24 protein-coding genes and 2 other RNA genes are annotated in these 23,481 nt (G+C 67.3%); 13 read left to right on the top strand and 13 right to left on the bottom strand.

Annotation, left to right across the window (positions count from 1 at the left end; all coding sequences use genetic code 11):
* Positions 1 to 11: 11 nt before the first annotated feature.
* The 3 genes from U1H82_RS02400 to U1H82_RS02390 all read left to right on the top strand — a co-directional run bounded on the left by U1H82_RS02400 (position 12) and on the right by U1H82_RS02390 (position 3,331).
* Positions 12 to 1,550, top strand: coding sequence for a SulP family inorganic anion transporter (locus U1H82_RS02400; protein ID WP_322963338.1), 1,539 nt, complete (start codon positions 12 to 14; stop codon positions 1,548 to 1,550).
* A complete protein-coding gene (locus tag U1H82_RS02395) occupies positions 1,547 to 2,185 on the top strand; it encodes a carbonic anhydrase (protein ID WP_322963336.1) in 639 nt (212 codons plus the stop codon). The genes U1H82_RS02400 and U1H82_RS02395 overlap by 4 nt, the downstream gene beginning before the upstream one ends.
* 69 nt (positions 2,186 to 2,254) lie before the next feature.
* Complete coding sequence (locus U1H82_RS02390) at positions 2,255 to 3,331, top strand: hypothetical protein (protein ID WP_322963333.1); 1,077 nt, start codon at positions 2,255 to 2,257, stop codon at positions 3,329 to 3,331.
* A gap of 21 nt (positions 3,332 to 3,352) precedes the next feature.
* Here U1H82_RS02390 and U1H82_RS02385 read toward each other — a convergent pair whose 3' ends face one another.
* The 10 genes from U1H82_RS02385 to U1H82_RS02340 all read right to left on the bottom strand — a co-directional run bounded on the left by U1H82_RS02385 (position 3,353) and on the right by U1H82_RS02340 (position 13,011).
* Positions 3,353 to 5,335, bottom strand: a complete 1,983-nt coding sequence (locus tag U1H82_RS02385) for an energy transducer TonB (RefSeq protein ID WP_322963332.1) — start codon at positions 5,333 to 5,335, stop codon at positions 3,353 to 3,355.
* A gap of 54 nt (positions 5,336 to 5,389) precedes the next feature.
* Positions 5,390 to 5,771: RNase P RNA component class A (gene rnpB, locus U1H82_RS02380), an RNA gene on the bottom strand.
* 72 nt (positions 5,772 to 5,843) lie between these two features.
* Positions 5,844 to 6,533, bottom strand: coding sequence for an N-acetylmuramoyl-L-alanine amidase (locus tag U1H82_RS02375; protein WP_322963331.1), 690 nt, complete (start codon positions 6,531 to 6,533; stop codon positions 5,844 to 5,846).
* A gap of 67 nt (positions 6,534 to 6,600) precedes the next feature.
* Complete coding sequence (locus tag U1H82_RS02370) at positions 6,601 to 7,443, bottom strand: CheR family methyltransferase (RefSeq protein ID WP_322963330.1); 843 nt, start codon at positions 7,441 to 7,443, stop codon at positions 6,601 to 6,603.
* Positions 7,444 to 7,499: 56 nt separating this feature from the next.
* On the bottom strand, positions 7,500 to 8,609 hold the full coding sequence (gene cheB, locus U1H82_RS02365; protein WP_322963329.1) for a chemotaxis-specific protein-glutamate methyltransferase CheB: 1,110 nt from the start codon (positions 8,607 to 8,609) through the stop codon (positions 7,500 to 7,502).
* 34 nt (positions 8,610 to 8,643) lie between these two features.
* On the bottom strand, positions 8,644 to 9,009 hold the full coding sequence (locus U1H82_RS02360; RefSeq protein WP_322963328.1) for a response regulator: 366 nt from the start codon (positions 9,007 to 9,009) through the stop codon (positions 8,644 to 8,646).
* Between the two features lie 82 nt (positions 9,010 to 9,091).
* On the bottom strand, positions 9,092 to 9,520 hold the full coding sequence (locus U1H82_RS02355) for a chemotaxis protein CheW (protein ID WP_322963327.1): 429 nt from the start codon (positions 9,518 to 9,520) through the stop codon (positions 9,092 to 9,094).
* Positions 9,520 to 11,847 (bottom strand): chemotaxis protein CheA, encoded by a 2,328-nt coding sequence (locus tag U1H82_RS02350; RefSeq protein ID WP_322963326.1) that lies wholly within the window; start codon positions 11,845 to 11,847, stop codon positions 9,520 to 9,522. Before U1H82_RS02350 ends, U1H82_RS02355 begins: the two co-directional genes overlap by 1 nt.
* Before the next feature lie 70 nt (positions 11,848 to 11,917).
* Entirely contained in the window at positions 11,918 to 12,562 is a 645-nt protein-coding gene (locus U1H82_RS02345) for a histidine phosphotransferase family protein (protein WP_322963325.1), read from the bottom strand.
* Positions 12,559 to 13,011 (bottom strand): M67 family metallopeptidase, encoded by a 453-nt coding sequence (locus U1H82_RS02340; RefSeq protein WP_322963324.1) that lies wholly within the window; start codon positions 13,009 to 13,011, stop codon positions 12,559 to 12,561. The genes U1H82_RS02345 and U1H82_RS02340 overlap by 4 nt, the downstream gene beginning before the upstream one ends.
* A 17-nt stretch (positions 13,012 to 13,028) precedes the next feature.
* Here U1H82_RS02340 and U1H82_RS02335 point away from each other — a divergent pair, with 17 nt between their 5' ends.
* Together U1H82_RS02335 and rpoH are read left to right on the top strand one after the other, a co-directional pair.
* A complete protein-coding gene (locus tag U1H82_RS02335) occupies positions 13,029 to 13,976 on the top strand; it encodes an RluA family pseudouridine synthase (protein WP_322963323.1) in 948 nt (315 codons plus the stop codon).
* Between the two features lie 68 nt (positions 13,977 to 14,044).
* A complete protein-coding gene (gene rpoH, locus U1H82_RS02330; RefSeq protein ID WP_007404166.1) occupies positions 14,045 to 14,950 on the top strand; it encodes an RNA polymerase sigma factor RpoH in 906 nt (301 codons plus the stop codon).
* A gap of 50 nt (positions 14,951 to 15,000) precedes the next feature.
* Here the strand turns inward: rpoH and U1H82_RS02325 are convergent, their stop codons facing one another.
* The gene (locus tag U1H82_RS02325) at positions 15,001 to 16,176 is read right to left on the bottom strand and encodes an alpha/beta hydrolase family protein (RefSeq protein WP_322963322.1); all 1,176 of its coding nucleotides are present in this window, start codon (positions 16,174 to 16,176) and stop codon (positions 15,001 to 15,003) included.
* Positions 16,177 to 16,218: 42 nt separating this feature from the next.
* The gene (locus U1H82_RS02320; RefSeq protein WP_007404127.1) at positions 16,219 to 16,875 is read right to left on the bottom strand and encodes an alpha/beta hydrolase; all 657 of its coding nucleotides are present in this window, start codon (positions 16,873 to 16,875) and stop codon (positions 16,219 to 16,221) included.
* A gap of 121 nt (positions 16,876 to 16,996) precedes the next feature.
* On the opposite strand from U1H82_RS02320, the gene U1H82_RS02315 reads away from it, so the two are divergent.
* The 8 genes from U1H82_RS02315 (at position 16,997) to U1H82_RS02280 (ending at position 22,440) form a co-directional block, all read left to right on the top strand.
* A complete protein-coding gene (locus U1H82_RS02315; RefSeq protein WP_322963321.1) occupies positions 16,997 to 18,043 on the top strand; it encodes a cysteine desulfurase family protein in 1,047 nt (348 codons plus the stop codon).
* Positions 18,040 to 19,101: a cysteine desulfurase family protein gene (locus U1H82_RS02310; protein WP_322963320.1), complete on the top strand. Its 1,062-nt coding sequence runs from the start codon at positions 18,040 to 18,042 to the stop codon at positions 19,099 to 19,101. The genes U1H82_RS02315 and U1H82_RS02310 overlap by 4 nt, the downstream gene beginning before the upstream one ends.
* Positions 19,098 to 19,403, top strand: a complete 306-nt coding sequence (locus tag U1H82_RS02305; protein ID WP_322963319.1) for a 2Fe-2S iron-sulfur cluster-binding protein — start codon at positions 19,098 to 19,100, stop codon at positions 19,401 to 19,403. Before U1H82_RS02310 ends, U1H82_RS02305 begins: the two co-directional genes overlap by 4 nt.
* 98 nt (positions 19,404 to 19,501) lie before the next feature.
* Positions 19,502 to 19,831, top strand: coding sequence for a hypothetical protein (locus U1H82_RS02300; protein WP_322963317.1), 330 nt, complete (start codon positions 19,502 to 19,504; stop codon positions 19,829 to 19,831).
* A 71-nt stretch (positions 19,832 to 19,902) separates the two neighbouring features.
* Positions 19,903 to 20,000, top strand: an RNA gene (gene ffs / locus U1H82_RS02295) — signal recognition particle sRNA small type.
* Between the two features lie 119 nt (positions 20,001 to 20,119).
* Positions 20,120 to 21,790 carry a DNA polymerase III subunit gamma/tau gene (locus U1H82_RS02290; protein WP_322963316.1) on the top strand — a complete coding sequence of 557 codons (1,671 nt, stop codon included), beginning with the start codon at positions 20,120 to 20,122 and terminating at the stop codon, positions 21,788 to 21,790.
* 1 nt (position 21,791) lies between these two features.
* Complete coding sequence (locus U1H82_RS02285) at positions 21,792 to 22,115, top strand: YbaB/EbfC family nucleoid-associated protein (protein WP_322963315.1); 324 nt, start codon at positions 21,792 to 21,794, stop codon at positions 22,113 to 22,115.
* A gap of 73 nt (positions 22,116 to 22,188) precedes the next feature.
* Complete coding sequence (locus U1H82_RS02280) at positions 22,189 to 22,440, top strand: hypothetical protein (protein ID WP_322963314.1); 252 nt, start codon at positions 22,189 to 22,191, stop codon at positions 22,438 to 22,440.
* A 321-nt stretch (positions 22,441 to 22,761) separates the two neighbouring features.
* Here U1H82_RS02280 and mtgA read toward each other — a convergent pair whose 3' ends face one another.
* Positions 22,762 to 23,436 carry a monofunctional biosynthetic peptidoglycan transglycosylase gene (mtgA, locus tag U1H82_RS02275; protein ID WP_322963313.1) on the bottom strand — a complete coding sequence of 225 codons (675 nt, stop codon included), beginning with the start codon at positions 23,434 to 23,436 and terminating at the stop codon, positions 22,762 to 22,764.
* Positions 23,437 to 23,481: the final 45 nt, after the last annotated feature.

The following is a 23,481-nucleotide window of genomic DNA, read 5'->3' as shown; positions in this document are numbered from 1 at the left end:
CGAGAGCGGACGTGCCAGCCTCGATCGTGGTGGCGCTGGTCGCGTTGCCGCTATGCCTTGGCGTCGCGGTCGCCTCGGGCGCACCGCCCTTTGCCGGGATGATCGCCGGGATCGTGGGCGGCCTAGTCGTCGGCTTCCTGTCCAAGTCCCCCCTGTCCGTCGCTGGGCCTGCCGCGGGCCTGACCGTCATCGTGTTCGAGGCGATCGAGCGGTTGCCCAGCTTCCAAGTGTTTCTGCTGGCGGTGACGCTGGCAGGCGTGCTCCAGCTCGCCTTCTCTTTCACGCGGGCGGGCGTGCTGGCCGAGTTCGTCCCCTCCTCGGTCATTACGGGCATGCTGGCAGCGATCGGCCTGATCCTGATCCTGAAGCAGGTGCCCCATGCCATCGGCTATGACGGCGATTTCGAGGGCAGCTTCGAATATGCCAGCCGGGCGGGCGGCAATACCTTCACCGATCTGTGGCGCAGCGTCAGCAACGATATCGCCCCCGGCGCGGTGCTGATCGGCGCGGTGTCACTCGCCTTCCTGTTCTGGTGGGATCATGCCAAGCCCAAGCAGGGCCCGCTGCGGCTGCTGCCGGGGCCGCTCGTCGTCGTGGTGATCGGCGTGGTCGGCAACATACTGCTCGGCGCGCTGCGGCCCGACTGGCAGCTGGCGGGTGCGCATCTGGTGCGCGTGCCGGTCGCGGGCAGTGCATCGCAGTTCCTCGGCCAGTTCCAGCTTCCCGATTTCAGCGCGATCGGCATGGGCGCGGTGTGGACCACCGCGATCACGCTGGCGATCGTCGCCAGCCTGGAATCCCTGCTCAGCGTCAAGGCGGTGGACGAACTCGATCCGCGTCGCCGGACCACCGACAAGAATTGGGAACTGATGGCGCAGGGCGGCGGCAATATCGTCTCCGGCCTGCTCGGCGGTCTGCCGGTGACCTCGGTGATCGTTCGCTCCTCGGCCAATGTCGATGCGGGGGCGGAGAGCAAGCTGTCGACCATGCTCCATGCCACCTGGCTGCTGCTGTCCGTCGCGCTGATCCCGGTCGTGCTGAACCAAATCCCGCTCGCTGCCCTCGCCGCCGTGCTGATCGCCACCGGCTATAAGCTGTGCAAGCCCAAGCTGTTCACCGAACGCTACAAACAGGGATGGAGCCAGTTCATCCCGTTCATCGTCACCATCCTGGCGATCCTGCGTACCGACCTGTTGATCGGGATCGTCGTCGGGCTGGTCGTCGGCTTCGTCTTCGTGGTGGCGCGAAATTTCCGCCCGGCGCTGACCTTTGCCTGCGACGACGAGGATTGCCTGATCCGCGCGCGGCGCAACCTGTACTTTATCCATAAGTACGAGTTGCAGAAGTCGCTGGCCAAGGTGCCGGACAATGCCAATCTGCTGATCGACCTGTCCTCGACCTCCTATGTCGATCTGGACAATATCGACATCATCAATGCCTTCATCAAGGGCGCCGACTATCGCGGGATCAGCGTGATCGTGCGCAGCGACGTCGCCGAGCGGACCGCCCCGATGATCAAGGCCCCTTCGACGGGAGTGCGCTACGCATGAGGGAATATAAGCAGCTCCTGCTCGCCAATAAGGCATGGGCGACCGAACTTCTCGAAGAGAAGACCGACTTCTTCCAGCGGCAAACGGTGGGGCAGAAGCCCGACTTTCTGTGGATCGGCTGTTCCGACAGCCGGGTGACGCCCGAACAGCTGACCATGACCCCGCCCGGCGGCATGTTCCTGCACCGCAACATCGCCAATCTCGTACATGACGACGACCTGAACTTGTTGTCGGTCGTCCAATATGCGGTCGATGTGCTGCAGGTCCGCCACGTCATCCTGTGCGGCCATCACGGTTGCGGCGGGGTGCAGGCGACGCTGAACGGCGGGACCGAGGGGCCGCTCGACCAGTGGCTGGGCAATGCCCGCGACGTGCTGCACCGCCACCGTGACGAGATCGACGCGCAGCCCGACCAGGCCGCCAAGGTCAACCGGCTGGTCGAGGTGAATGTCATGGAGCAGCTCCGCCACCTCGCCCGGCTCGATACCATCCAGAAGGCGTTCGCGGCGAAGCGCGAGCTGTGGCTGCACGGCTGGGTCTATGACATTCGTGACGGGCATATCAAAACGCTGCTGGAAATCGACGCGACCACCGATCTCGACGGCATGGAGCGGCCGGACAAGGTTCTGGTCTAACCCCCAAGGGGCCGCTTGCTCGCGGCCCCGCCGCCGCCTAGCCTCTCCTGAATCGGGAGGGGGATTACCATGCGCATTTCGGGATTCGCGGCGATGGCCGCGTTGGCGATAACCGGCACAGCGTCAGCACGCGATCTGCCGGTCCCGGCGGACAAGGGCTGGATGCACGCCCAGACGCGGCTGATCGTTCGCCCGGTCGTCGCCGGGCTGCCGCGCACCGACATCACCGATGCAACCACGACCGAGCATGACGTTACGGTCAATTTCGCAAGTCCCGACAAGGACCTGCTTGCCACGCTGTTCCTGTTCCACCCGGCGCGGCCCAACGTGCCGCTATGGTTCGACCGGTCGCGCATCGCGATCGAGGAGCGGCCGGTCTTCGAAAAGGGCGCCCCCGCCAGCGCCGATCCGATCGCCTTCGCGCCGCTCGGCAGCGGCCCGGCCGTGGCCCTGCGCCAAAGCTATTCGGTGCTCAGCAGCCCCTATCGCAGCACCGCGCTGGCGGTGATGCCGATGGGTGAATGGATGCTGGTGGTCCGCCTGTCGGCGCGCAAGCTGACCGCCGATGCGCTGGACGCCAAGATGTCGGAGATGATCGCCGCACTGAAGCCCGCCATCGCCACCACCCCCGCCTATCCGGGCCCCGCCGCGCCGATCATGCCATGCACCGAGCAGACCGACTTCGCGCATATGCCCAAGGCCAAGACCGAGAAGCCCAATGGCGCAGACACGCTGGCGACGCTGCTGCTGAGCGCCGCCTTCGCCGCCCATGCCAAGGACACGAAGAGCGACACCCCCGCCGAGCCGGAAAAGCCCGTGCCGCCGCTGTGTCGCGACGGCGCGGCCACCACCCGCTATGGCGTCTATCGCAACGGGCCGGTGGCGGAAGGATATACGCTGGCGCTGTTCGATGCGGGGCGGACGGTCGATATCTTTCCCAGCGTCATGAGCCAGGTCGATCGCCCCAAGAACCCGGCCTATGCGGTGCGCCTGAACGACGTGGAGGACAATGCGACCAGCTTTTCCTCCTTCGCCGCGCTGCCGCGCCCCGAACAGGTGTTCGACCTGGTCATGAAGGGCACACCGAACGCGCGGGTCAAAGGCACGTCCATCACCATCGATTCCAAGTCGCTGGGCGGCTCCTGAACCGGAGCCGCCCGAGCGCGGTCAGCCGGGAAGCTGGAACCGCACCCCGCTGCTGTTCGCGCCGCAGCCGAGGCCGCCATCGGGGCGGAACGTCTTTTGGTAACGCATGGACGAGAACATCCGCTCGGCCGCTTCCGAGAAGATGAAGGGCGGATAGCTGACGATCGTGCGGGCGTTCTTCGCGCGGCCGTCGGCATCGATGTCATATTCGTTGCGCACCCACCCTTCGAAGCCCCAGCGCCGCGCCTCTTCGGGAAAGGCATCGCCGCCCGGCGAGGTGACCGCCTTAGGCGTCGCGTCGAGCGTGGCGCATTGCGACGCGGCCAGCCCGCTCTTGGCGAAGGTCTCGCGCGCCAGCGCCAGGTCGCCGCGTCGCTTGGCCAGCGAGGCCAGCCGGATCAGCGCGCCGACCTTCAAGGGATCGCGCGCGCCGAGCCCGCCGTCATTCACCACCTGATCGAGGAACGGCTCGGCGATCCGGCCGTCCTCATGGTCCGCGATCAACAGCCGTAGCGCCGCACGCGCCTGCGGATCGTCGGCATAGGGCTTTTCGGACAGCAGCGGCGTCATCGCCGCCGCATAGCGACCGCGCCCGCCCCAGTTGCGGATGCGCCCCTCCTGCGCCGGAATGGCGAAGAACAGCCGCGCCATGGCCGGCATGTCGGTCTGCGCCATGAGCTGATCGGCGCGGGCAACCAGGGTGGTGCGCTCGTCGCTGCCCAATGTCCGATTGCTCATCAGCGCCCGGATCGCCGCCAGCGTGGCGGGCGCCTGCCCCTTGGCCTCGGCCGCGGCCAGCGCCGCGCGCTGCCGGACGAGCGCCGCCTCGCCGACCTCGGGCTTGCCGGGGGCGGCAAGCCCCTTGCTGGTCAGCCATTCGGCAAAGCTGGCGTCGAAGCCCTCGCCGACCGAGGGGCGCGCATAGGCGGTCGAACAGCGCATCTCCAACCGGACGCTGTAGCGGAAGAAAGGCGCCAGATCCTTCATGTCCTCCGGCGTCCAGGCCCAGCTCTTGACCGCCCGTGCGAAGGCCAACCCCTTTTCGCCGCCGCCCGAGGAATAAATGGGCTCGACACCGAAGGTGCTGCCATCATCGCCGACGCCGAACTGGACGATGGCGACGTCCTCGGGCTTGAGGTCGGCCTCACCGCCGCATTCGGGCGGGGTCATCAGGCTGGCGGACTGGAACTGCCCCTTGGCCGAGCGGCCAGCGCCCGTATAGGCCATATATTCCCGCGCCTTGTCCTCGTGGTGGAGGAGGAGCGCGGCGATCGCGGCGTCGGAGCGGGCCGCGACATCGCGCAGGCTAACCTTGTCCAGGCCCATGCCACCGAGCAGCGAAATCACCTTGGGACCCATCGCATTGGCCGCGTCCAGCTTGCCGGTGTTCATCGCCAGCCGCATCCGGGTCTGGAGCAGTGCCGCCTGATCGACCTTGGTCAGCGTCGTCCGGGCGGCGATCGCGTCGGCGCGGTCGAGCAGCGCCGAGGCACCCGCCGGGTCGGTAAAGGTCTGCACCCGTGCCGCCGCCATCATCGGGGCCAGCCGCGTGATATCGTCGGTCGCGATCGCCTCCGCCTTGCCATATTGGGCGACCGCATCGGCATAATCGAGCGACTCCGCCGCCACCCGGCCAAGCATCATATAGGCGTTGTAGCGATCGTCGGTCAGCGTCGCGTCGGTCGTCGGCAGCGCGGCCAATCCCGTGCGGATCGTGGCCGCCGCCTCGTCCAACTGGCCCAGCCGATATTGCGCGCCGCCTTTGCGCACCGTGGCGATGGCCCAGGTGCGACCACCCTGCTTCACCGCCCCGGCGATCTTCGTCCAGGCGGCGAGCGCGGCCGCCGCATCCTTGCCCTGATCCAGCGCGGTGGCCGCGTCATATTGCTGTTGCAGCGTCTGAGCCGGTGCGGGTGCCGAAGCCCCCTGTTGCGCCATCGCGGCCGCACCCGTCACCGCCGCCAGTCCTGCCAGACCGGCCGCCACATATCTCCCAGACGTCATGATCCCCCCGCCCTCCCAAAGCTGGAGGCCGCAGGATGCCGCAAATGAAAGGGTAAAGCCAGAGGGCCTGTAAGCCGGGTTCTGTCCACCGGCAAAAGCCGGATGGGCGACCATTCTTCTAGGACGATGTTTGCACATCGCCTCAAGCAACCAACCCGGATGGCGGGCGGGAACACGCCCCGACGCGTAAAGCGCCATGCCATCCCTATTCGGTCTTGCTCCCGGTGGGGTTTGCCATGCCGTTCCCGTTACCGGGACCGCGGTGCGCTTTTACCGCACCCTTTCACCCTGACCTGGCCGAAGCCGTGGCCGTCTGCTCTCTGTGGCACTGTCCCTGGGGTCACCCCCGCCGGGCGTTACCCGGCACCGTCGTTCCGTGGAGCCCGGACTTTCCTCGCCCCCGGTTTCCCGAGGCCGCGGCCGCCCGGCCCTCTGGCTGCGCGCGATGTAGCCGGATTGGCGGGGAGGGCAAGGGCTTTGTGCCCCATGGGCCCCGCCCCCGCGCCGGTCAGTCGTCCCCTTGCGGGCGCGGCAGCAGCAGCGCGAGCAGGATCATGCGGCACTCGGCATCGATCTCGCCGTCGATCAGTTCGGGGCGGAACCGCCGCTGGAACGCCATGATCGCCGCCATCCGGTCGGTCACGTCATAGCCGAATCGCTCCAGCGCCAGGCAGAAGCCCGCCTCGGTCCACATCGGGTCCATCAGGTTACGGGTCGGGCGCGGCAGCGCCAGCCGCCGCCGTGCGAGCGCCCCCCAGGGGAACAGCTCGCCCGGATCGCGCTTGCGAGCAGGCGCGATGTCGGAATGGCCGACGATGTTGCCGCGCGTGATGCCGTGGCGCTTCTGGATGTCGGCGACCAGTTCCATTACCGCCGCGATCTGTTCATCGGGAAACGGGCGATAGCCCCAGTCATGGCCGGGATTGACGATCTCGATCCCGATGCTCGCCGAATTGACGTCCTCGATCGATCGCCAGTGCGAGCGGCCCGCATGCCAGGCGCGCTCCGCCTCGTCGACCATGCGCAGGATCGTACCGTCCTCGGCGACGAGATAATGGCAGGACACCTTCGCCTCGGGATCGCGCAAGCGGGCGATCGCCGATTCCGCATCCTGCATCCCCGTATAGTGCAATACGATCATCGTAATGGGCAGGCTACGCGCGTCGAAATTGGGTGACGGCGTGTCGACGATCGTCATGCAACCTCCTGAGCGACCCCGGTTCGTCCGCCCCTGTTAGCGGGAAGCCAGCGCCAAGGATATGGCTTCATGCATGGCGGGCGGGATCGTCGCTGCCGCATTTCTCGTAAACGCCGCGGCCGATGGGGGCGAGCCGGAACAGATCGGTCTGGCCCATCACCGTTTCCCCTGCCCCCAGCATCAGCAGCCCGTTGGGGCGCATCGCCTCGGCGATGATGCGGAAGGCGCGCTTCTTGGGCTCGGGCGCGAAGTAGAGCATGACGTTGCGGCACAGCACCAGGTCGAAGCTGCCGCCCGGTGCGGCATCGACCGTCAGGTTCATTTGCCGGAACATGACGTGACGCAGCAATTCGGGGCGCGCCACCCATTCATTGCCCGGCCGCCCCTCGAACCAGCGGACCATCTGGCGGATGGGCAGGCCGCGCTGCACCTCGAACTGGGTGTAGCAACCGGTGCGGGCGCGGGCGATCGCCGCCTCGGACACGTCGGTTGCGATGATCTCCGGCATGGGGGTGCCCAGCGCCTGTTGCCGTTCGGCGAACATCATCGCCAGCGACAGCGGCTCCTGCCCGGTCGAACAGCCCGCGCTCCAGATCCGGGGGCGACGGCCCGCGCGTTCGATTTCGACGACCATCTCGGTGATATGCTCGAAGACATGCGGGTCGCGGAAAAAAGAGGTTTCGCCATTGACCAGCGCATCGATGACCCGGCCCGCCAGTTGCGGATCGCGCCCGTCGAGCACGGCATAGACCAGCTGGTCGAGGGTCTCCATCCGCCGCTCGCGCATCAACGGCATCAGGACGGTATCGACGCGGGCCGAACGATGGCTGGCGATCTGCTGGCCGGTCCGCGCCTCGAGCAGCGCGGTCAGCACGGCCAGCGCCTGACCCGACAAAGGAGCGTGTGGCATGGCCATGGTTCCGACGCGAGGAGGAGTGGCTGGCGTCCAGCTGGGGACCAGGACCATCAGGCGCGCCCTCCGCCCGCGATCCCAGCCGCGATCATCCCGCCGATCGCATCGGGAGGCATCACGGCATCCGCCAGCCCGTCGGTCACGACCGCGCCGGGCATGCCCCAGACGACCGCGCTCTCCCGGTCCTGGGCGATGATCGTTCCGCCCGCCGCGTGCAGCAGCCGCGCGCCCTCCAGTCCGTCGCGGCCCATCCCCGTCAACACGATGCCCCAGGCCCGCTCGCCCCATAGCTGGGCCATCGACGCGAACATCGGGTCGACCGAGGGCAGGCAGCCGCTGCGCACGCGGTCCAGCTTCAACCGGATCGCGGCGCCGCCATCGGTCAGCCGGACGAAGGTGACATGCGCATCGCCGGGCGCGATGAGGATCTGGCCGGAACGGATGCGCATCCGGTCCTCGGCCATGACGCAAGGGCGCTTGGCCACGGCGGCCAGTTGCACCGCGAAGAAGGGGATGAAGGTGGCGGGCAAATGCTGCGTCACCACGATCGGCACCGTCATCGTCACCGGGATCGGGGCGAGCAGCTTGGCAAGCGCATGGATGCCGCCGGTCGATGCACCGATCCCGATGATATCGGGCCTCGCCTGGACGATCCGCATGGAGGCCTGGGCGGGGGGCATGGCTGGCGCAGGGCGCGGGGCGACCGCGCGATCCTGGGGCTGGGCGAGCGTATCGAGTTTATTGAGCAGCGCGTCGCCGAACCCGGCCAGCCCCTGGGGCCTTGGCTTGTCGAGCGTGTCGGCCGCACCATGGGCGAGCGCCTGCACCGCCGCCGCACCACCCGCCGGGGTCGAGGCCGAGACGATGATGATCCGCGCGCCCCGCCCCGCCGCGAGCAACCCAGGCAGCGCGGAGATGCCGTCAATACCCGGCATCGCGACGTCGAGCAGGATGATGTCGGCGGCCTGATCCTCCAGGAAGCGCAACGCCGCCTCGACATGGCTGACCGCGCCGACGACCTGGAAACGCGCATGCGGTTCGATCGCACGCGCGATCAATGCCCGCGCGACCGCCGAGTCATCGACGATCAGGACGCGTGTGGCGACGCTGGGGACCGTCGCAGGCTGGCCAGCTTCGACAAGAGGCGGAGGGATGAAGGCCATGGCGGCGCCGGTTCGAACAGCGATCCGATCGGGATCAGATCATGCCGACAAGCTGGAGCTTGCTTTCCAGCGTGTCGCGATCGAACGGCTTCATGATATATTCGTCGGCACCAGCATCGATGGCCGCGCGGATATGCGCCATGCCGTTTTCCGTGGTGCAGAACACGATGCGCGGGCGCGGCGTCAGATTGGCCTCGCGCAGCGCGCGCAGGAAATCCATGCCGCTCATCACCGGCATGTTCCAGTCGAGCAGGATGACGTCGGGCACCGCCAGAAGACACGCCTCCAACGCCTCGCGACCATCCCCGGCCTCGCGCACTTCCAGGTCGAGCGTCTCCAATATGTGACGGGCGACCTTGCGGATCACCTTGGAGTCATCGACGACGAGACAGGTTTTCATTCGGTACGCCCTATTTCTACCGCGATCCCACCAGGACCTGATCCCGGATTTAGCGGGCGAAAGTAACGGCGGGGTTAATTGGTCAGGCCACCAGGGCGGCAGGCTGCGGCACCAGCCGCGACAGGTCGAGCACCAGAAGCGGCTCGCCATCACGGAACACCATGCCGTTGGCGGCGCGCGACCAGCGGCCTTCCTTGGGGGCGACATGCGGCATCGGGCGCATGTCGAACGTCTCGATATCGTCGAGCGCGTCGACCAGCATGGCGTAATAATGCCCGTCCTGCCGGGTGATGACCGCACGGCGGACATGGAGCGGCATCGGCTCCAGCCCCAGCGCGCGGCGGGTGTCGACGACGGTGATGACCCGGCTGCGCAACGCGGTCAGTCCGCGAACCGAGGATTCGGCGCGGGGCACGGCCACGATCTCGCCGATATCGACGACCGAATCGACCTGATCGGCGTCGAAGACCACGCCCTGCCCGGCGATGCTGGCGATCAGGAACAGCGGCATCAGCGGCCACCCCGACGCGCATAGCCCGCCAGCGCGGCGATCAGCGCGGGTCGGTCGTAACGGTAGATGCTGTCGGTATCGGCCCGCCCGTCCCGATCGCGACGCAGGCGCACGACAGGCGCATCCGTTCCGTCGGCAGGCGACGCATCTTCCTCCATCACCAGGCGGACGGCGGGCGTCTCGTCAGCGGCAGGCCGCAGGACGCAGCGATAGCCATGCGCCTCCAGCACGGGTCGCAGGAACCGGTCCATCCACACGGCCCCCTCGCCATCGAGCAGACAGAGCGGTGCCCCCGTTCCCGCCTCGGTCGTTCCCGAATCGAGGAACAGCGCCAGCGGGTCGAGGATTTCGATGGCCCGCCCTTCCCACACCGCAACGCCAAGCACGGCGCCGCCGGTCGTCGCCGCCGCGATCTCGGCGGGCAGCTGGATGATCTCCAGCGCACAGGCCATCGCATAGGCGCATTCGGTCTCGCCATCGGTCAGCCGCAGCACCTCGACCTCGCCGCCCGCCATCGCTGCGTCCAGCGCGGCGGCGTCGACATGATGAAGCGGCATGGTCGCGCCGTCGACGATCAGCCGGGTCCGGCCGCCCGAGCGGTGCACGGCCGAGGCCGACGCCTTTTCGACGCGGTCGATCGCGCCAAGCGGAATGGCGCGGCGCGCACCGTCCAGATCCTCGAACAACAGCGCGGGGTTGGCCGCATCCTCGGCAACCGTCTCGGCCGCCGCGATCGCCTCGCGCTGAAAGCGAAGCCCCGCCGCCTGCGCCAGACCACTCCCGTCGAGCAGCAGCATGGGCAGGCCGCTGTCGGGCAGGGTCTGCCCGGCATAAAGCCCGGTGCCCATCACCGCAGGTGCTGCGGGCTTGACCACCACTTCCTCGGTGTCGAGCACATCGTCCACGCCCAGTGCATAGTCCCCCTCACGGGTGGAGACGATCACCAGCGTCGCGGGATCGCCCTCGCCGACATCCAGAAAGGGCGCGAGCGCCAGCATCGGCAGGCGACGGCCGCGCACGGTCGCGACGCGGATATCGCCGACCGGATCGATCCGCACCTGATCGCCGCGCACCTTGACGATCTCCTCGATCGCCTGGCGCGCGATGGCGAAACGCTGATCCCCCACCGCGACGACGATCGTCGACATGATCGACAGGGTCAGCGGCACCTGGATGGTGATGGTCAGGCCACGCCCCGGCCGATTGTCGAGCGCGATCCGGCCACCGACATGCTCGATATTGGCGCGCACCACGTCCATGCCGACCCCGCGCCCCGACACCGCCGAGACGGTGTCGCGGCTGGACAGGCCGGGTTCGAACACCAGCTTCAGCCTTTCGGCGGGGGTCATGCCCGCAATCTCGGTGGCCGAGCGGACATCGTTCGCCACCGCCTTGGCCGCGATGCGCCCGACATCGATCCCGGCACCGTCATCCTCGATCTCGATCAGAATCTGATTGCCCGACTGGCGCGCGGCGACGAAGATCTGGCCGGTCGGTGACTTGCCCAGGCGGCGGCGTTCGGCGGGCGTCTCGATACCATGGTCGATCGCGTTGCGGATGATGTGGACCAGCGGGTCGCGCATCATCTCGATCATCTCGCGGTCCAGGTCGACGTCCGATCCCTCGATGCGCAAGCTCACCGCCTTGCCCAGTTCGGCCGCCGTGTCGCGGACCATCCGGGGCAGCGCGGAGAACAGGCCCTCGACCTTCTGCATCCGGGTGCGGGTGACGGTCTCGCGCATATCGGCGACGGTCAGTGACAGCTGGTCGAGCGCCGCCTCGACGCGCGGGTCGAGCACAGCGTCGCGCAGCCGCCGGGCCAGTTCGTTGCGCGCCAGCACCATGTCGGACATGCCGCTCATCATCCGGTCGAGCAGATCGACGTTCAGGCGGATGCTGCGCGGCGCGGAACGGGGTGCAATGGGCGCATGCCGGGCCGGGACCATCGCCACCGGGTCCGCCACCCGCGACAATGCCGCGATCAGCGCGTCGTCATCCGAATCGTCGAGTGGAACGTCCGCCGCGATACCCTCAACGATCGCGCCGATCCGGTCGACGATCGCCAGCACCGCATCGACCAGCGCGGTATCGGGCATACGCTGACCATCGCGCGCGGCGGCCAGCACATCCTCGGCCGCATGGCTCAATCGGGCAAGGCGTGGCAGGTCCAGAAAGCCGCAGCTGCCCTTGACGGTATGGACGAAGCGGAAAATCGCATCCAGACGCGCGCGGTCGGCAGGCGCGGCTTCCCACGCGACGATCTCGCCGGACAGCGCCTCCAGCGTTTCGCGAGTCTCGGCAATGAATTCCTGCAGCAGGTCGTCCATAAATCCCCGAGGGCGTGTCCGGCTCGCCCGCCGGTCGCCCCCTCTTGCCGCCACAAGATTAAAAGGGCGTTTACCCCGCGCGGATCGCCGCCCCCAGGATCATCGTGTTGGGCGCAGGCTCGGTCACCAGGGTCATGCCGCCATGCTCGGTGGTCAGCGTATGGACCAGGAAAGCGGGTGCGGTGCGCGAGGCAAGCGGTTCGGCCCCCTGCCCCTCCATCAGGGTACGGCGGATCTCGGGATCGAGCAGGATGCGCGGCCCCTCGATCCGGATCGCGATCTCGATCGCCTCGCGGCCCGCTTCCGCACCGATATCGATCGTGCCGCCGCGCGCCAGCGCCTCGGTGGCGATCAGCGCCAGATTGACCAGGATGCGCATCGCGGGCTTGGGCAGCGACGGCGATTCGACCAGCCAGCCCAGCGTCGTGCGGCGATTGTCGACCAGCAGCCCCTCGATCGCGGCCTTGGCTTCGGCGGTGTCGACCCGGTGGGAAAAGCCACCGCCCGCGCCGAACGCCAGACGAAAGAATTTCAGCTTGTTGGCCGAAGCACGCGCGCTGTCGGCGAGCAACTCCATGCACCGCTCGCGCATCGCGGGGTCGGTTTCATCCGCGAGCAATTCCAGCCCGTTGTTCAGCGCGCCCACCGGCGACAAAAGATCGTGGCACAGTCGCGAACATAACAGGCTCGCGAAATCCACCGGGCTGACGGTCATGCAAAATCCCTCGACGAAGTTCCCCTATGTGACGCGGGTGTCAGCTCGGCGCAAGCAAGGTCGAGCGGATCGAACCGGCCATGGCGTCGGCCCGTCGCGACCGCGCGCCAGGCGGTGACCGCTTGGCCGCCCGCGATCAGCCAGATCGTGCCGTCGGGCGCGGCATCGGCGGCGTCACGGGCGGAGGGCTGGGCCAGGCCGGAGGGGTGCGAATGATAATGGCCGATCACCGCCGGGCCGCCGCCGCGCGCGGCCCGGTGCGCGGCAATCAGCGCGACCGGATCGATCTCGAAACGGTGCCAGGGCTCGTCCGAGACATTGGCGCAGGGCCGCGCCTCGACCACCATGTCCCCCTCGCCCAGCAGCAATCCGCAGACTTCGGCGCCCGGCGATGCCGCGGCCGCCGCGCGAATGACGTTCAGCATGTCGCTTGAAATCGTTACGGTCATGCCCATTTATCTAATCTATGGACCGGGGGGTTTCCATCATCGACGCGCGGATCGCGCCCACGGCGGACGGCTGGCGGTTGGACCGTGCGCTGGCCGATGCGGTGCCGACTCTGTCGCGCGAACGGCTGAAGGTGCTGATCGCCAGCGGCGCGGTGACGCGGGATGGCGTGATGGCCCGCGACCCTGCCAAGCGCGCGGCGGCGGGCGATCTGTTCCAGGTCGCCGTGCCCGCCCCGACACCCGCGCACAACGAAGCGCAGGATATTCCGCTCGTCATCGCCTATGAGGACGAGCACCTGATCGTCATCGACAAGCCCGCCGGGCTGGTCGTGCATCCGGCGGCGGGCAATCTCGACGGCACCTTGGTCAACGCGCTGCTGCACCATTGCGGCGGATCGCTCTCGGGCATCGGCGGCGTCGCGCGGCCCGGCATCGTCCACCGGATCGACAAGGACACCTCCGGCCTGATGGTCGCGGCCAAGACCGACCGCACCCATGAGGGGCTGGCCAAGCAGTTCGCGGCGCATTCGATCGACCGCCGCTACCGCGCGATCACCGGGGGCATCCCCCGCCCCGCCGACGGCACGGTCGACGCGCCGCTCGCCCGCAGCCCGCAGAACCGCAAGAAGGTCGCAATCGTGCAGGGCGGCAAGCGCGCCGTGACGCATTACCGCACCATCGAAAAGCTGAACAACGCGGCGCTGGTCGAATGCCGACTGGAGACGGGCCGGACGCATCAGGTGCGGGTGCATATGCAATCGCTGGGTCACGCCTTGCTGGGCGATCCGGTTTATGGTAGAACAAAGGGTGCTCAAAAAGCCCTGCTCGATGAACTCGATTTCCGGCGCCAAGCCCTGCACGCGGCGCATCTGGGCTTTATTCATCCCATAAGCGGTAACGCTTTGGCGTTTGAGAGCCCGATGCCGCCCGACATGCAGGAACTGTTCAGTCGGCTTCACGTATAGCAGAAGACCGCCTCGCGCCCGACGACGGGGCGAAACGGAATGACGCTCCAGAAAGGGAGATAAGGATCATGGCAAAAGGCAGCAACGTCCCGGCGACGATTCCTGCACTGGGCGGGGAGCAGTCGCTCAACCGCTATCTCGCCGAGATCAAGAAATTCCCGATCCTTGCCCCGGAGCAGGAATATATGCTCGCCAAGCGCTTTCAGGAGCATGGCGACCCGGAGGCGGCGGCGCAGCTCGTCACCTCGCACCTGCGTCTCGTGGCAAAGATCGCGATGGGTTATCGCGGCTATGGCCTGCCCACCTCCGAGCTGATCTCGGAGGGCAATATCGGCCTGATGCAGGGTGTGAAGAAGTTCGAGCCCGATCGCGGTTTCCGCCTGGCCACCTATGCGATGTGGTGGATCAGGGCCTCGATCCAGGAATATATCCTGCGGTCGTGGAGCCTGGTGAAGATGGGCACCACGGCGGCGCAGAAGAAGCTGTTCTTCAACCTGCGCCGGATGAAGTCGAAGCTCGACGCGTTCGAGGATGGTGACCTGCGGCCTGAGGACGTGACCAAGATCGCCACCGATCTGGGCGTCAACGAGGACGAGGTCATCAGCATGAACCGCCGCATGGCGATGGGAGGCGACACGTCGCTCAACGTCTCGATGCGCGAGGATGGCGAGGGCCAGTGGCAGGACTGGCTGGCCGATGACGCGCCGCTGCAGGACTCGGTCGTCGCCGAGCAGCAGGAGGCGGATGTCCGCCACGACATGCTGGTCAGCGCGATGGACGATTTGAACGACCGCGAGAAGCACATCCTGACCGAGCGTCGCCTGACCGACGATCCCAAGACGCTCGAAGAACTGAGCCAGGTCTACGGCGTCAGCCGCGAGCGCGTCCGCCAGATCGAGGTGCGCGCGTTCGAAAAGCTGCAAAAGGCGATGATGCGCATCGCCGGTGAAAAGCGGCTGCTGGCGGCCGCCTGAACAGAACCAGCCGCACCGTCCTTATCGGCGGTGCGGCCGACGTCCCATTGTCAGGGCAGCGTCAACAGCGCGGTCGCGGCGGACTTGGGATCGAACCGTTCCAATAGGGACGCGCGGATCGCGGCTGCGGTCCGGGCCACCCGGCCATGGAAGACCTCATGGCCGTCGACCATGACCCGGATAGGGCGATCAAGGTCGACCAGCTTATCGGACAGGCGCAGCGTCAGACCTTTGGGAATATTGCCGCTCAGCGCGATCGTCTGACCATCGACCTGCGCATCGATCCGGTCGCCGGCCTTCACCGCCGCCGGATCGGGGATTTGCAGCCAGTAGAAGCGATCATGCGTTACATCGTCCTGCACCCAGACAAGGCGTTTTGGCCAAGGGTTGCGGGTAAAACCGGCCATCCATGGCAGCGCCTCCGCGTCACGCCTATTCATCCAGTGCGGCAGCCCCGGATAGATGCGCGACATATGGACGTACCCGCCCGGATCGGCGGCGTGCAGCTTGTCGAGATCGGCGGTCTTTTCCGCCGCCAGACGATTGCGGTCATAGGCGCTGTCGGCGCCGCCCATGAAAATAGCGAACGGCAGATTGCGCAAGGGTAGCAGCGATGCGTCACCCGGATGCCCCGCCATCATCGCCGCCGCCGCGAATCGATCCGCCATGCGCGGTGCCAACTGCCACACACCATCGCCGCCTGCGGAATACCCCATCAGATAAACGCGATCGGGATCGACGCCGTTGACTGCCACCTCCGCATCGATCAACCGCTGGAGCAGCGGATCGATATGGCTTTCATGCCATAGATTCCAGGTGTTGGTCGGCGCACGCGGCGCGACGTACAGTCCCTCGGCGGGCTGATAGAGTTTGATCTGGTTATGCCATTGCTGTTCGTTGACCGCAGGCGCGGCATTGCCGCCGCCGTGCAGCGAAATCCACAGGCTGTGCCCGCCCTTGGGCACCGCGCCATATTCGCGATCCCCCCATTTCATCGTCTTGTCGCCGATCGTCAGCGTCTTGGCGGCGACCGCCGCCCCATATTGTGCGACGATCTGCCGCCGTCGTTCGGCCGTCAGCGCCAGAAGCGCCCGCGCCGCGCCTGCCCGACTCAGCGAATGCGTGGCGCTCTGACGCGAGACTCCGCTTCGCGCCGAGGCTGGAGCGGAAATGCCGCCGAAACAAAGGGTCAGTGCAAGGGCGGAGCAAGCGAGGCGGCGGACCATATTGGTATCATACCGATACCGCCCCACCTGTCCATCACGGGGTCACCGGATCGGCGAGTTCGGGTCCAGGCGCATATCCAGATACCGGTCCACCGACCCCATCAGCTCGGGCATTTCATGCTCGAAGAAGTGGTTGGCCTTGGGGATGGTGTCGTGATGGATGGTGATGTGCTTCTGGGTGCGCAGCTTGTCGACCAGCTTCTGGGTCGCCGCCGGGGTGGCGACCTCGTCGGCCTCGCCCTGGATGATGATGCCCGAAGAGGGGCACGGCGCCAGGAAGGTGAAGTCGTACATGTTGGCGGGCGGCGCGACCGAGATGAAGCCGCGGATTTCCGGGCGGCGCATCAGCAGCTGCATCCCGATCCACGCGCCAAAGCTGACACCCGCGATCCAGGTGGTCGAGGCTTCGGGGTGGAAGCTCTGCACCCAGTCGAGCGCCGAGGCGGCGTCGGACAGCTCGCCGATGCCGTTGTCGAACGTGCCCTGGCTCTTGCCGACGCCACGGAAGTTGAAGCGCAGGGTCGCGAACCCACGCCGCTGGAAGGTCTTGTAGAGTTCCTGAACGATCCGGTTGTTCATCGTGCCGCCCGCATTGGGGTGCGGGTGCAGGATCATGGCGACGGGCGCGCGCGGGCGCGGAGCGGGAGCGAAACGGCCTTCGAGACGGCCTTCGGGGCCGGGGAAAATAACTTCGGGCATCAAAACTCGCCGATCTGGATCGCGCTGGTGGAGCGCCGGGAACGTTGCGCTATATAGGCGGACACGCCATTTTCGCAATTGTTCGATCATTTCAGATACGGAACGAACCCTGCCCCACTTTATGCCGCGCCTTTATCTCGATCATGCCGCGACGACCCCGATGACCGAGTCGGCGCGCGCCGCACTGGCGCAGGGGTGCGCGCATTGGGCCAATCCGTCTTCCCCCCATGCCGAGGGGCGTGCCGCGAAACGCATGCTGGAGGATGCCCGTGCCGCCATCGCACGGTCGCTCGGTTGGAAGCATGAGCTGCTGTTCACCAGCGGGGCGAGCGAGTCGCTGTCGATCGCGCTGACCCGCACCATGGCGGAGCGGCGCTTCGTCGGGGCGATCGATCATGACGCGGTGCTGCGCGCGGCGCCGGATGCGATCGTCATGCCGGTCGGGCCGGATGGCATACTCCGCCTGCCCGACCTGAGCGGCCCGCGCAGCGTCGTGACGGTGCAATGGGCCAATAGCGAAACCGGCGTGCGCCAGCCCATCGCCGAACTGGCCGAGGCGATCCATGACGCCGGCCATATCCTGCTGGTCGACGCGGCACAAATGCCCGCAGGGGCCGACCCCGAGGTGATCGACCATGCCGATCTCGTCGCCCTGTCGGCGCACAAGCGCGGCGGTCCGCCGGGGATCGGCGCGCTGTTGGTCCGCGACCTGGCGCTGCTTGCCCCGACCGGCGGGCAGGAGCGCGGCTATCGCCCCGGCACCGAGAATATGCCAGGCGTGCTGGGCTATGCCGCCGCGCTGGCCGAGGCAGAGCCGGATCATAGCGATCTGCGCGCGCATTGCGACGATGCCATCCGCCGTTCAGGCGGCATCGTCGTGGCCGATACCAGCCGCCGCCACCCCGCCATCGCCAGCTATCACATGCCCGGCAAGCCATCGGCGGCGCAGTTGATCCAGTTCGACCTCGCGCACATCTCCGTCTCGGCGGGCAGCGCGTGCGCCAGCGGCAGTCTCAAGCCCAGTCACGTCCTGTCCGCGCTCGGCTGGAGCGTCGAGGCGGGGCGCGAGGTGGTGCGGGTCAGCTTCGGCCGAACGACCACGCGCGAGGATGTGGACCGCTTCGTTACCGCCTGGCGCGCCATCGCGCGGGGCAGGCGTGCGGCATGATCTATCTCGACTATCAGGCGACGACCCCGCTCGCCCCCGAAGCGTTGAAGGCGATGCTCCCCTGGCTGGAGCAAGGCCATGCCAATCCCCATTCCCCCCACCGGGCCGGGCGACAGGCGCGCGCCGCGGTGGAGGTGGCCCGCGATCAGGTGGCGGCGCTGCTGCCCCCCGGCGGGCGGGTGGTCTTCACCAGCGGCGCGACCGAGGCGTTGAACTGGGCGATAAAGGGGAGCAGCGGCGGCATCGTCACCACCGCGATCGAACATGCCGCGGTGCTCGACACCGCCGCCGCGACCGGACGGCCGCTGACCGTGCTGCCGGTCGATGGCGAAGGGCTGGTCACGCCGGAGCCGATTGCGGCGGGTGTCGGGCTGGTCGCCGCCATGCTGGTCAACAACGAGGTCGGCACGGTCCAGCCCATTGCCGAACTGGCCGAGCAGGCCCATCGCGCGGGCGCCTGGATGCTGTGCGACGCGGTTCAGGGCTATGGCCGCATGGCGATCCCGGAAACGGTCGACCTCGTCGCCATCTCGGCGCACAAGATCTACGGTCCCAAGGGGATCGGCGCGCTGTGGATCAGGGACGGCATCGCCCTGCCCTCGCTCCTGCATGGCGGCGATCAGGAAGGGGGACGCTCGGGGACGCTCAGCCCTGCGCTATGCGCCGGGTTCGGCACGGCGGCGAAGCTGATGGCGGCGCGCGCGGATGACGACGCCGCGCATGTCGAGCGGCTCTGGTCGCGCGCGATCGCGCGACTGGGTTCCGGCTGGATACTCAACGGATCGGTCGAACAGCGCTATCACGGCAACCTCAATGTCCGCCGCGACGGGCTCGACGTCGCACGGCTGATGTCGGATTGCCGCGACATCGCCTTTTCAGCCGGGAGCGCCTGTGCCAGCGGATCGGGACGCCCCAGCCATGTCCTGACCGCGCTCGGCCTGAGCGAGCGGCAGGCAAAATCCTCGATCCGGATCGGTTTCGGGCGCTATACCACGGAGACCGAACTGGCCGACGCGATCGAGCGGATCAACGCCGCCGCCAAGGCGCAGCGGCCATGATCGCGCTGACCTTCATCGCCGCCGATGGCACCGCCACGTCGACGGATGGCGTGCCCGGCGAAACGCTGCTTCGCGCCGGGCAGCGCACCGGGCAGCCGCTGGAGGGCACCTGCGGCGGCCAGATGGCGTGCGCGACCTGTCATGTCCTGATCGACCCGGTTTTTCTTGCGCGCCTGCACGCCCCATCGGCGGAGGAAGAGGACATGCTCGACCTCGTCCCCGATGCCACCCGGTTCAGCCGTCTGGCCTGCCAGATCATGCTGGGCGAGGAATTGGACGGGCTGGTCGCCCGATTACCATGAACATTCGATAACAGGTAAGTTCAGGCATCCATCATCAGCGATTCGGCATTCTTTCCTCATGCTCGCCACCGGGCGGGTTTCAAACGGGAGTATGCGTCATGAAACTTCTTACTGTGATGGGAGCGGGCCTGATCGCCGTTGCGGGGCTCTCCGCCGCCACGCCCGCCGCCGCCGCGCCGCATGGACCGCACGACCGCTGGGGTCCGGGACCGGGCCGGGGTCCGGGTTGGGATCATGGGCCTGGCTGGCATCATCGCGGTCCCGGTCGGGATCGTGGCCCTGGTTGGCATCACGGGCCGGGCCGTGGCCCGCGTTGGGATCGTGGCCCCGGCTGGCGCGGCCATGGCTATGGCCGTCCCCGCGTGACCTGCCGCTGGGTGCGCACCTGGGACGGTCCGCAGCGTCGATGCTTCAACGTCTATCGCTGATCTAAAGTTCGTCACGGACGGAGCCGGTGGGATAAGGGCTTGATCCCCCGGCTCCGCTTCGCCATATGCGCGGCGGGAGTCGGGCGGACGTAGTCGTCGCCAACCCGGTCAGGTCCTGACGGAAGCAGCCGTAACGATTTCGCTGCGGGTCGTTCCGGCTCCCACCCTCCGCACATTTTCAGCACCATTGTCCGGTACGCGATCGGCGTATCCGTTGATGACGCCGCGTGCACGAGCCCCTATGTTGGTCGGCGATGATTTGCCTCTCCCCGACCTGTCCCACCCGTCATGGCTGATTCGTTTGACCTGGGCGAACCGCCCCAGCCTGCCAAGGCCGAAGCCTACCGCGTCCTCGCGCGCAAATACCGGCCGCAGACCTTCGAGGCGCTGATCGGGCAGGACGCGATGGTCCAGACGCTGGGCAACGCGATCAAGCGCGACCGGCTGGCCCATGCCTTTCTGATGACCGGCGTGCGCGGGGTCGGCAAGACCTCGACCGCGCGGCTGATCGCCAAGGCGCTGAACTGCATCGGTCCCGACGGCACCGGTGGCCCGACGATTTCCCCTTGCGGCGTCTGCGAGCCCTGCCGCGCCATCGCCGAAGGTCGCCATATCGACGTGATCGAGATGGACGCCGCCAGCCATACCGGCGTCGACGACGTGCGCGAGATCATCGAGGCGTCGCGCTATGCGGCCGTCTCCGCACGATTCAAGATCTACATCGTCGACGAAGTCCACATGCTCTCCAAGAACGCCTTCAACGCGCTGTTGAAGACGCTGGAGGAGCCGCCTGCGCATGTGAAATTCCTGTTCGCCACGACCGAGGTCAACAAGGTCCCGATCACCGTCCTGTCGCGCTGCCAGCGGTTCGACCTGCGACGGATCACGGCGGACAAGCTGGCTGCGCATTTCGCCGATATCTGCGTCAAGGAAGGCGTCACCGCCGAGGACGAGGCGCTGATGCTGGTTGCCCGCGCGGCGGAAGGCTCGGCGCGCGACGGCCTGTCGATCCTCGATCAGGCGATCGCCCATGCCGATCTGGAGGGCGGCGGCGTCACCGCACAGGCCGTGCGCGAGATGCTCGGTCTGTCGGATCGTGGCGCGGTGCGCGACCTGTTGGGGCTGATCCTGAACGGCGACGGCGCGGGGGCGCTCGCCTCGCTGCGGCGGCAATATGATTATGGCGTCGATCCGCAATCGGTGCTGCGGTCGCTGTTGGAGACGGTGCACGGCATCACCCTGACCAAGGTCGGCACGCCGCCTGACGCCGCGCAACCGTTGGAAGAACGCGCCGCGCGGGAGGAATGGGCCGGTGCGCTCAGCTTCCCGGCGCTGCACCGGCTGTGGCAGCTGTTCCTGAAAGGCCATGACGAAGTCGCGCGCGCCGCGCTGCCCATCGAGGCGGCGGAGATGGCGTTGCTGCGGGCGATCCATGCCTCGACCCTGCCCGATCCGGGCGACCTGGCACGGCAGATTCGCGACGGCGGGGTAGCGGCCCCCAATGCGCCGGCGGTGACCCAAGCCGCGCCCGCCGCCCCGGCCCCCGTCGCCATCGCGGCGCCGGCCGAGCCCGAGCCGCCCAAGCTGCCCGACAGCTTCGTCGCGATGATCGACCGGCTGGACGATATGGGGCAACTGGCCTTGGCCGCACGGTTGCGCCACGGCGCGCGTCTCGTGCGTTATACTCCCCCGGACGTCGTGTTCAGCGGATCGCGCCCCATCGCAGCCGATACGCTGAGCGAGTTGGTGGCGGCCTTGAAGGCCTCGACTGGGCAGGTCTGGCGCATCACGCTGGAGGATGTGCCCGGCCAGCCGACGCTGCACGAGCAGCAGGTCGCCGCCGAGGAAGCGATCAAGACCGCCGCGTGGGAGTCGGACATGGTCCGCGCCGCCCGCGAGGCTTTCCCCGAGGCCGAATTGATGGAATGGCCTGGCAAACGCAGTGTGAACGGAGCATGATGTGAAGAATCTCGACGAAATCCTGGCGATGGCCCAGAACGTCCAGAACGAGCTGGAAAAGGCCCAGGCCAATCTCGACACGATCGAGGTCGAAGGGGTCTCGGGCGGCGGCCTGGTCAAGGTGAAGGCCTCGGCCAAGGGCCGGATCATCGGCATCACCATCGACGATTCGCTGATGCAGCCCTCGGAAAAGGGCATACTGGAAGATCTGCTGGCCGCCGCGATCAACGACGCGCGGACCAAGGCAGATGCCGCCTCGGGCAGCGAAATGTCGAAGATGACCAGCGGCCTGTCGCTGCCGCCGGGGTTCAAGCTGCCCTTCTGATCCGGTCCCGTCGTTTCGGGAACGGTATGGCGGCCATGGCGTTGCTTCCCCCACACATAAAGGAGGGAATGTCATGGCCGACGAACGTGTAACCGAAACCTACGGCACCCAACAGCCGCACACCACGGTGATCGAACGCCGCAGCGGTGGCGGCGGCATGGCGATCGCCATCGTCCTGCTGATCGCGGTGCTGGTCGGCGGCTTCTATCTGTTCAGCCGGGGCGGCGCGGAAAACCGCCGCGATGCGGCCGTGACTTCTGCGGCCAAGAGCGTCGGCGATACCGCCAAGAAGGCGGGCGACGCGATTTCCGGCGACGGGAAGTAATGGACGCGGGCTTCGTCGCTTGCGGCGAGGCCCTCCCCCATCCCCTCCCGCCTGCGGGAGGGGTGCGCTCCTTGGCGAGCGTCCTGCGCCTGCCGTGCGTTAGAGCGGGATGACATGAGCTGGATTTGTCATTGCGAGCGTAGCGAAGCAATCCAGAGCGTCTTGCCCGGACACTGGATTGCTTCGCTACGCTCGCAATGACGGATTGGGTCAAACTGACGTCATCCTGCTCTAAATGAACCGATCGCCCACCCCAGGCACGCCCCTCCCGCAGGCGGGAGGGGATGGGGGAGGGAGAGGTGTCTCACCGAGACCGCCCCCCTACCGAATACAGGCATCCAATCCCTGCCGTCGCACCACCCCGACATAACGCGCGATCACATTGCCATGCTTGCGCACGAACCCGGTCGGCGCCACCGCTGCGCGCTTCTTCGGGAGCGGCAGGACAGCGGCGATCCGTGCTGCTTCGGTCGGCGACAGGTGCGAGGCGTCATGCCCGAAATAGCGCATCGCCCCGGCATTGGCGCCATAGGTGCCGATGCCCGTCTCGGCGATGTTGAGATAGACCTCCATGATCCGCCGCTTGCCCCAGAGATGCTCGATCAGGAAGGTGAACCACGCCTCGAACGCCTTGCGGATATAGCCGCCATTCTGGAACAGGAAGGCGTTCTTCGCCGTCTGCTGGCTGATCGTCGAGCCGCCGCGTATCCGCCCGCCCTTGGCATTGCGCGCGGCCGCACTCGCCATCGCCTTGAAGTCGAACCCGCTGTGCGAACAGAAGCGCGCATCCTCGCCCGCGATCGCGGCGCGTGCCATGTTCGGGTCCATCTCGGACAAGGGCATCCAATCCTTGGTTACGCCATGCCCGCCAATCACGTCGCCCAGCATGGTGAAGGTGATCGGCGGCGGCACGAAGCGATAGATGCCGACCCAGACGACACTGACGATCACAAAGGCGAGCACGGCCTTCAGGGCCCAGCGAGCGATGCGGAACATGGGCGCGGTCCTTAGCGGGGTTTGGAGCGCAGGTCACGGACCACG

The sequence above is a fragment of the Sphingomonas fuzhouensis genome, assembly GCF_034659795.1.
GTDB lineage: Bacteria > Pseudomonadota > Alphaproteobacteria > Sphingomonadales > Sphingomonadaceae > Sphingomonas > Sphingomonas fuzhouensis.
Note: the sequence above shows the minus strand (reverse complement) of the source record. Positions and strands in the feature narration are given on the sequence as shown.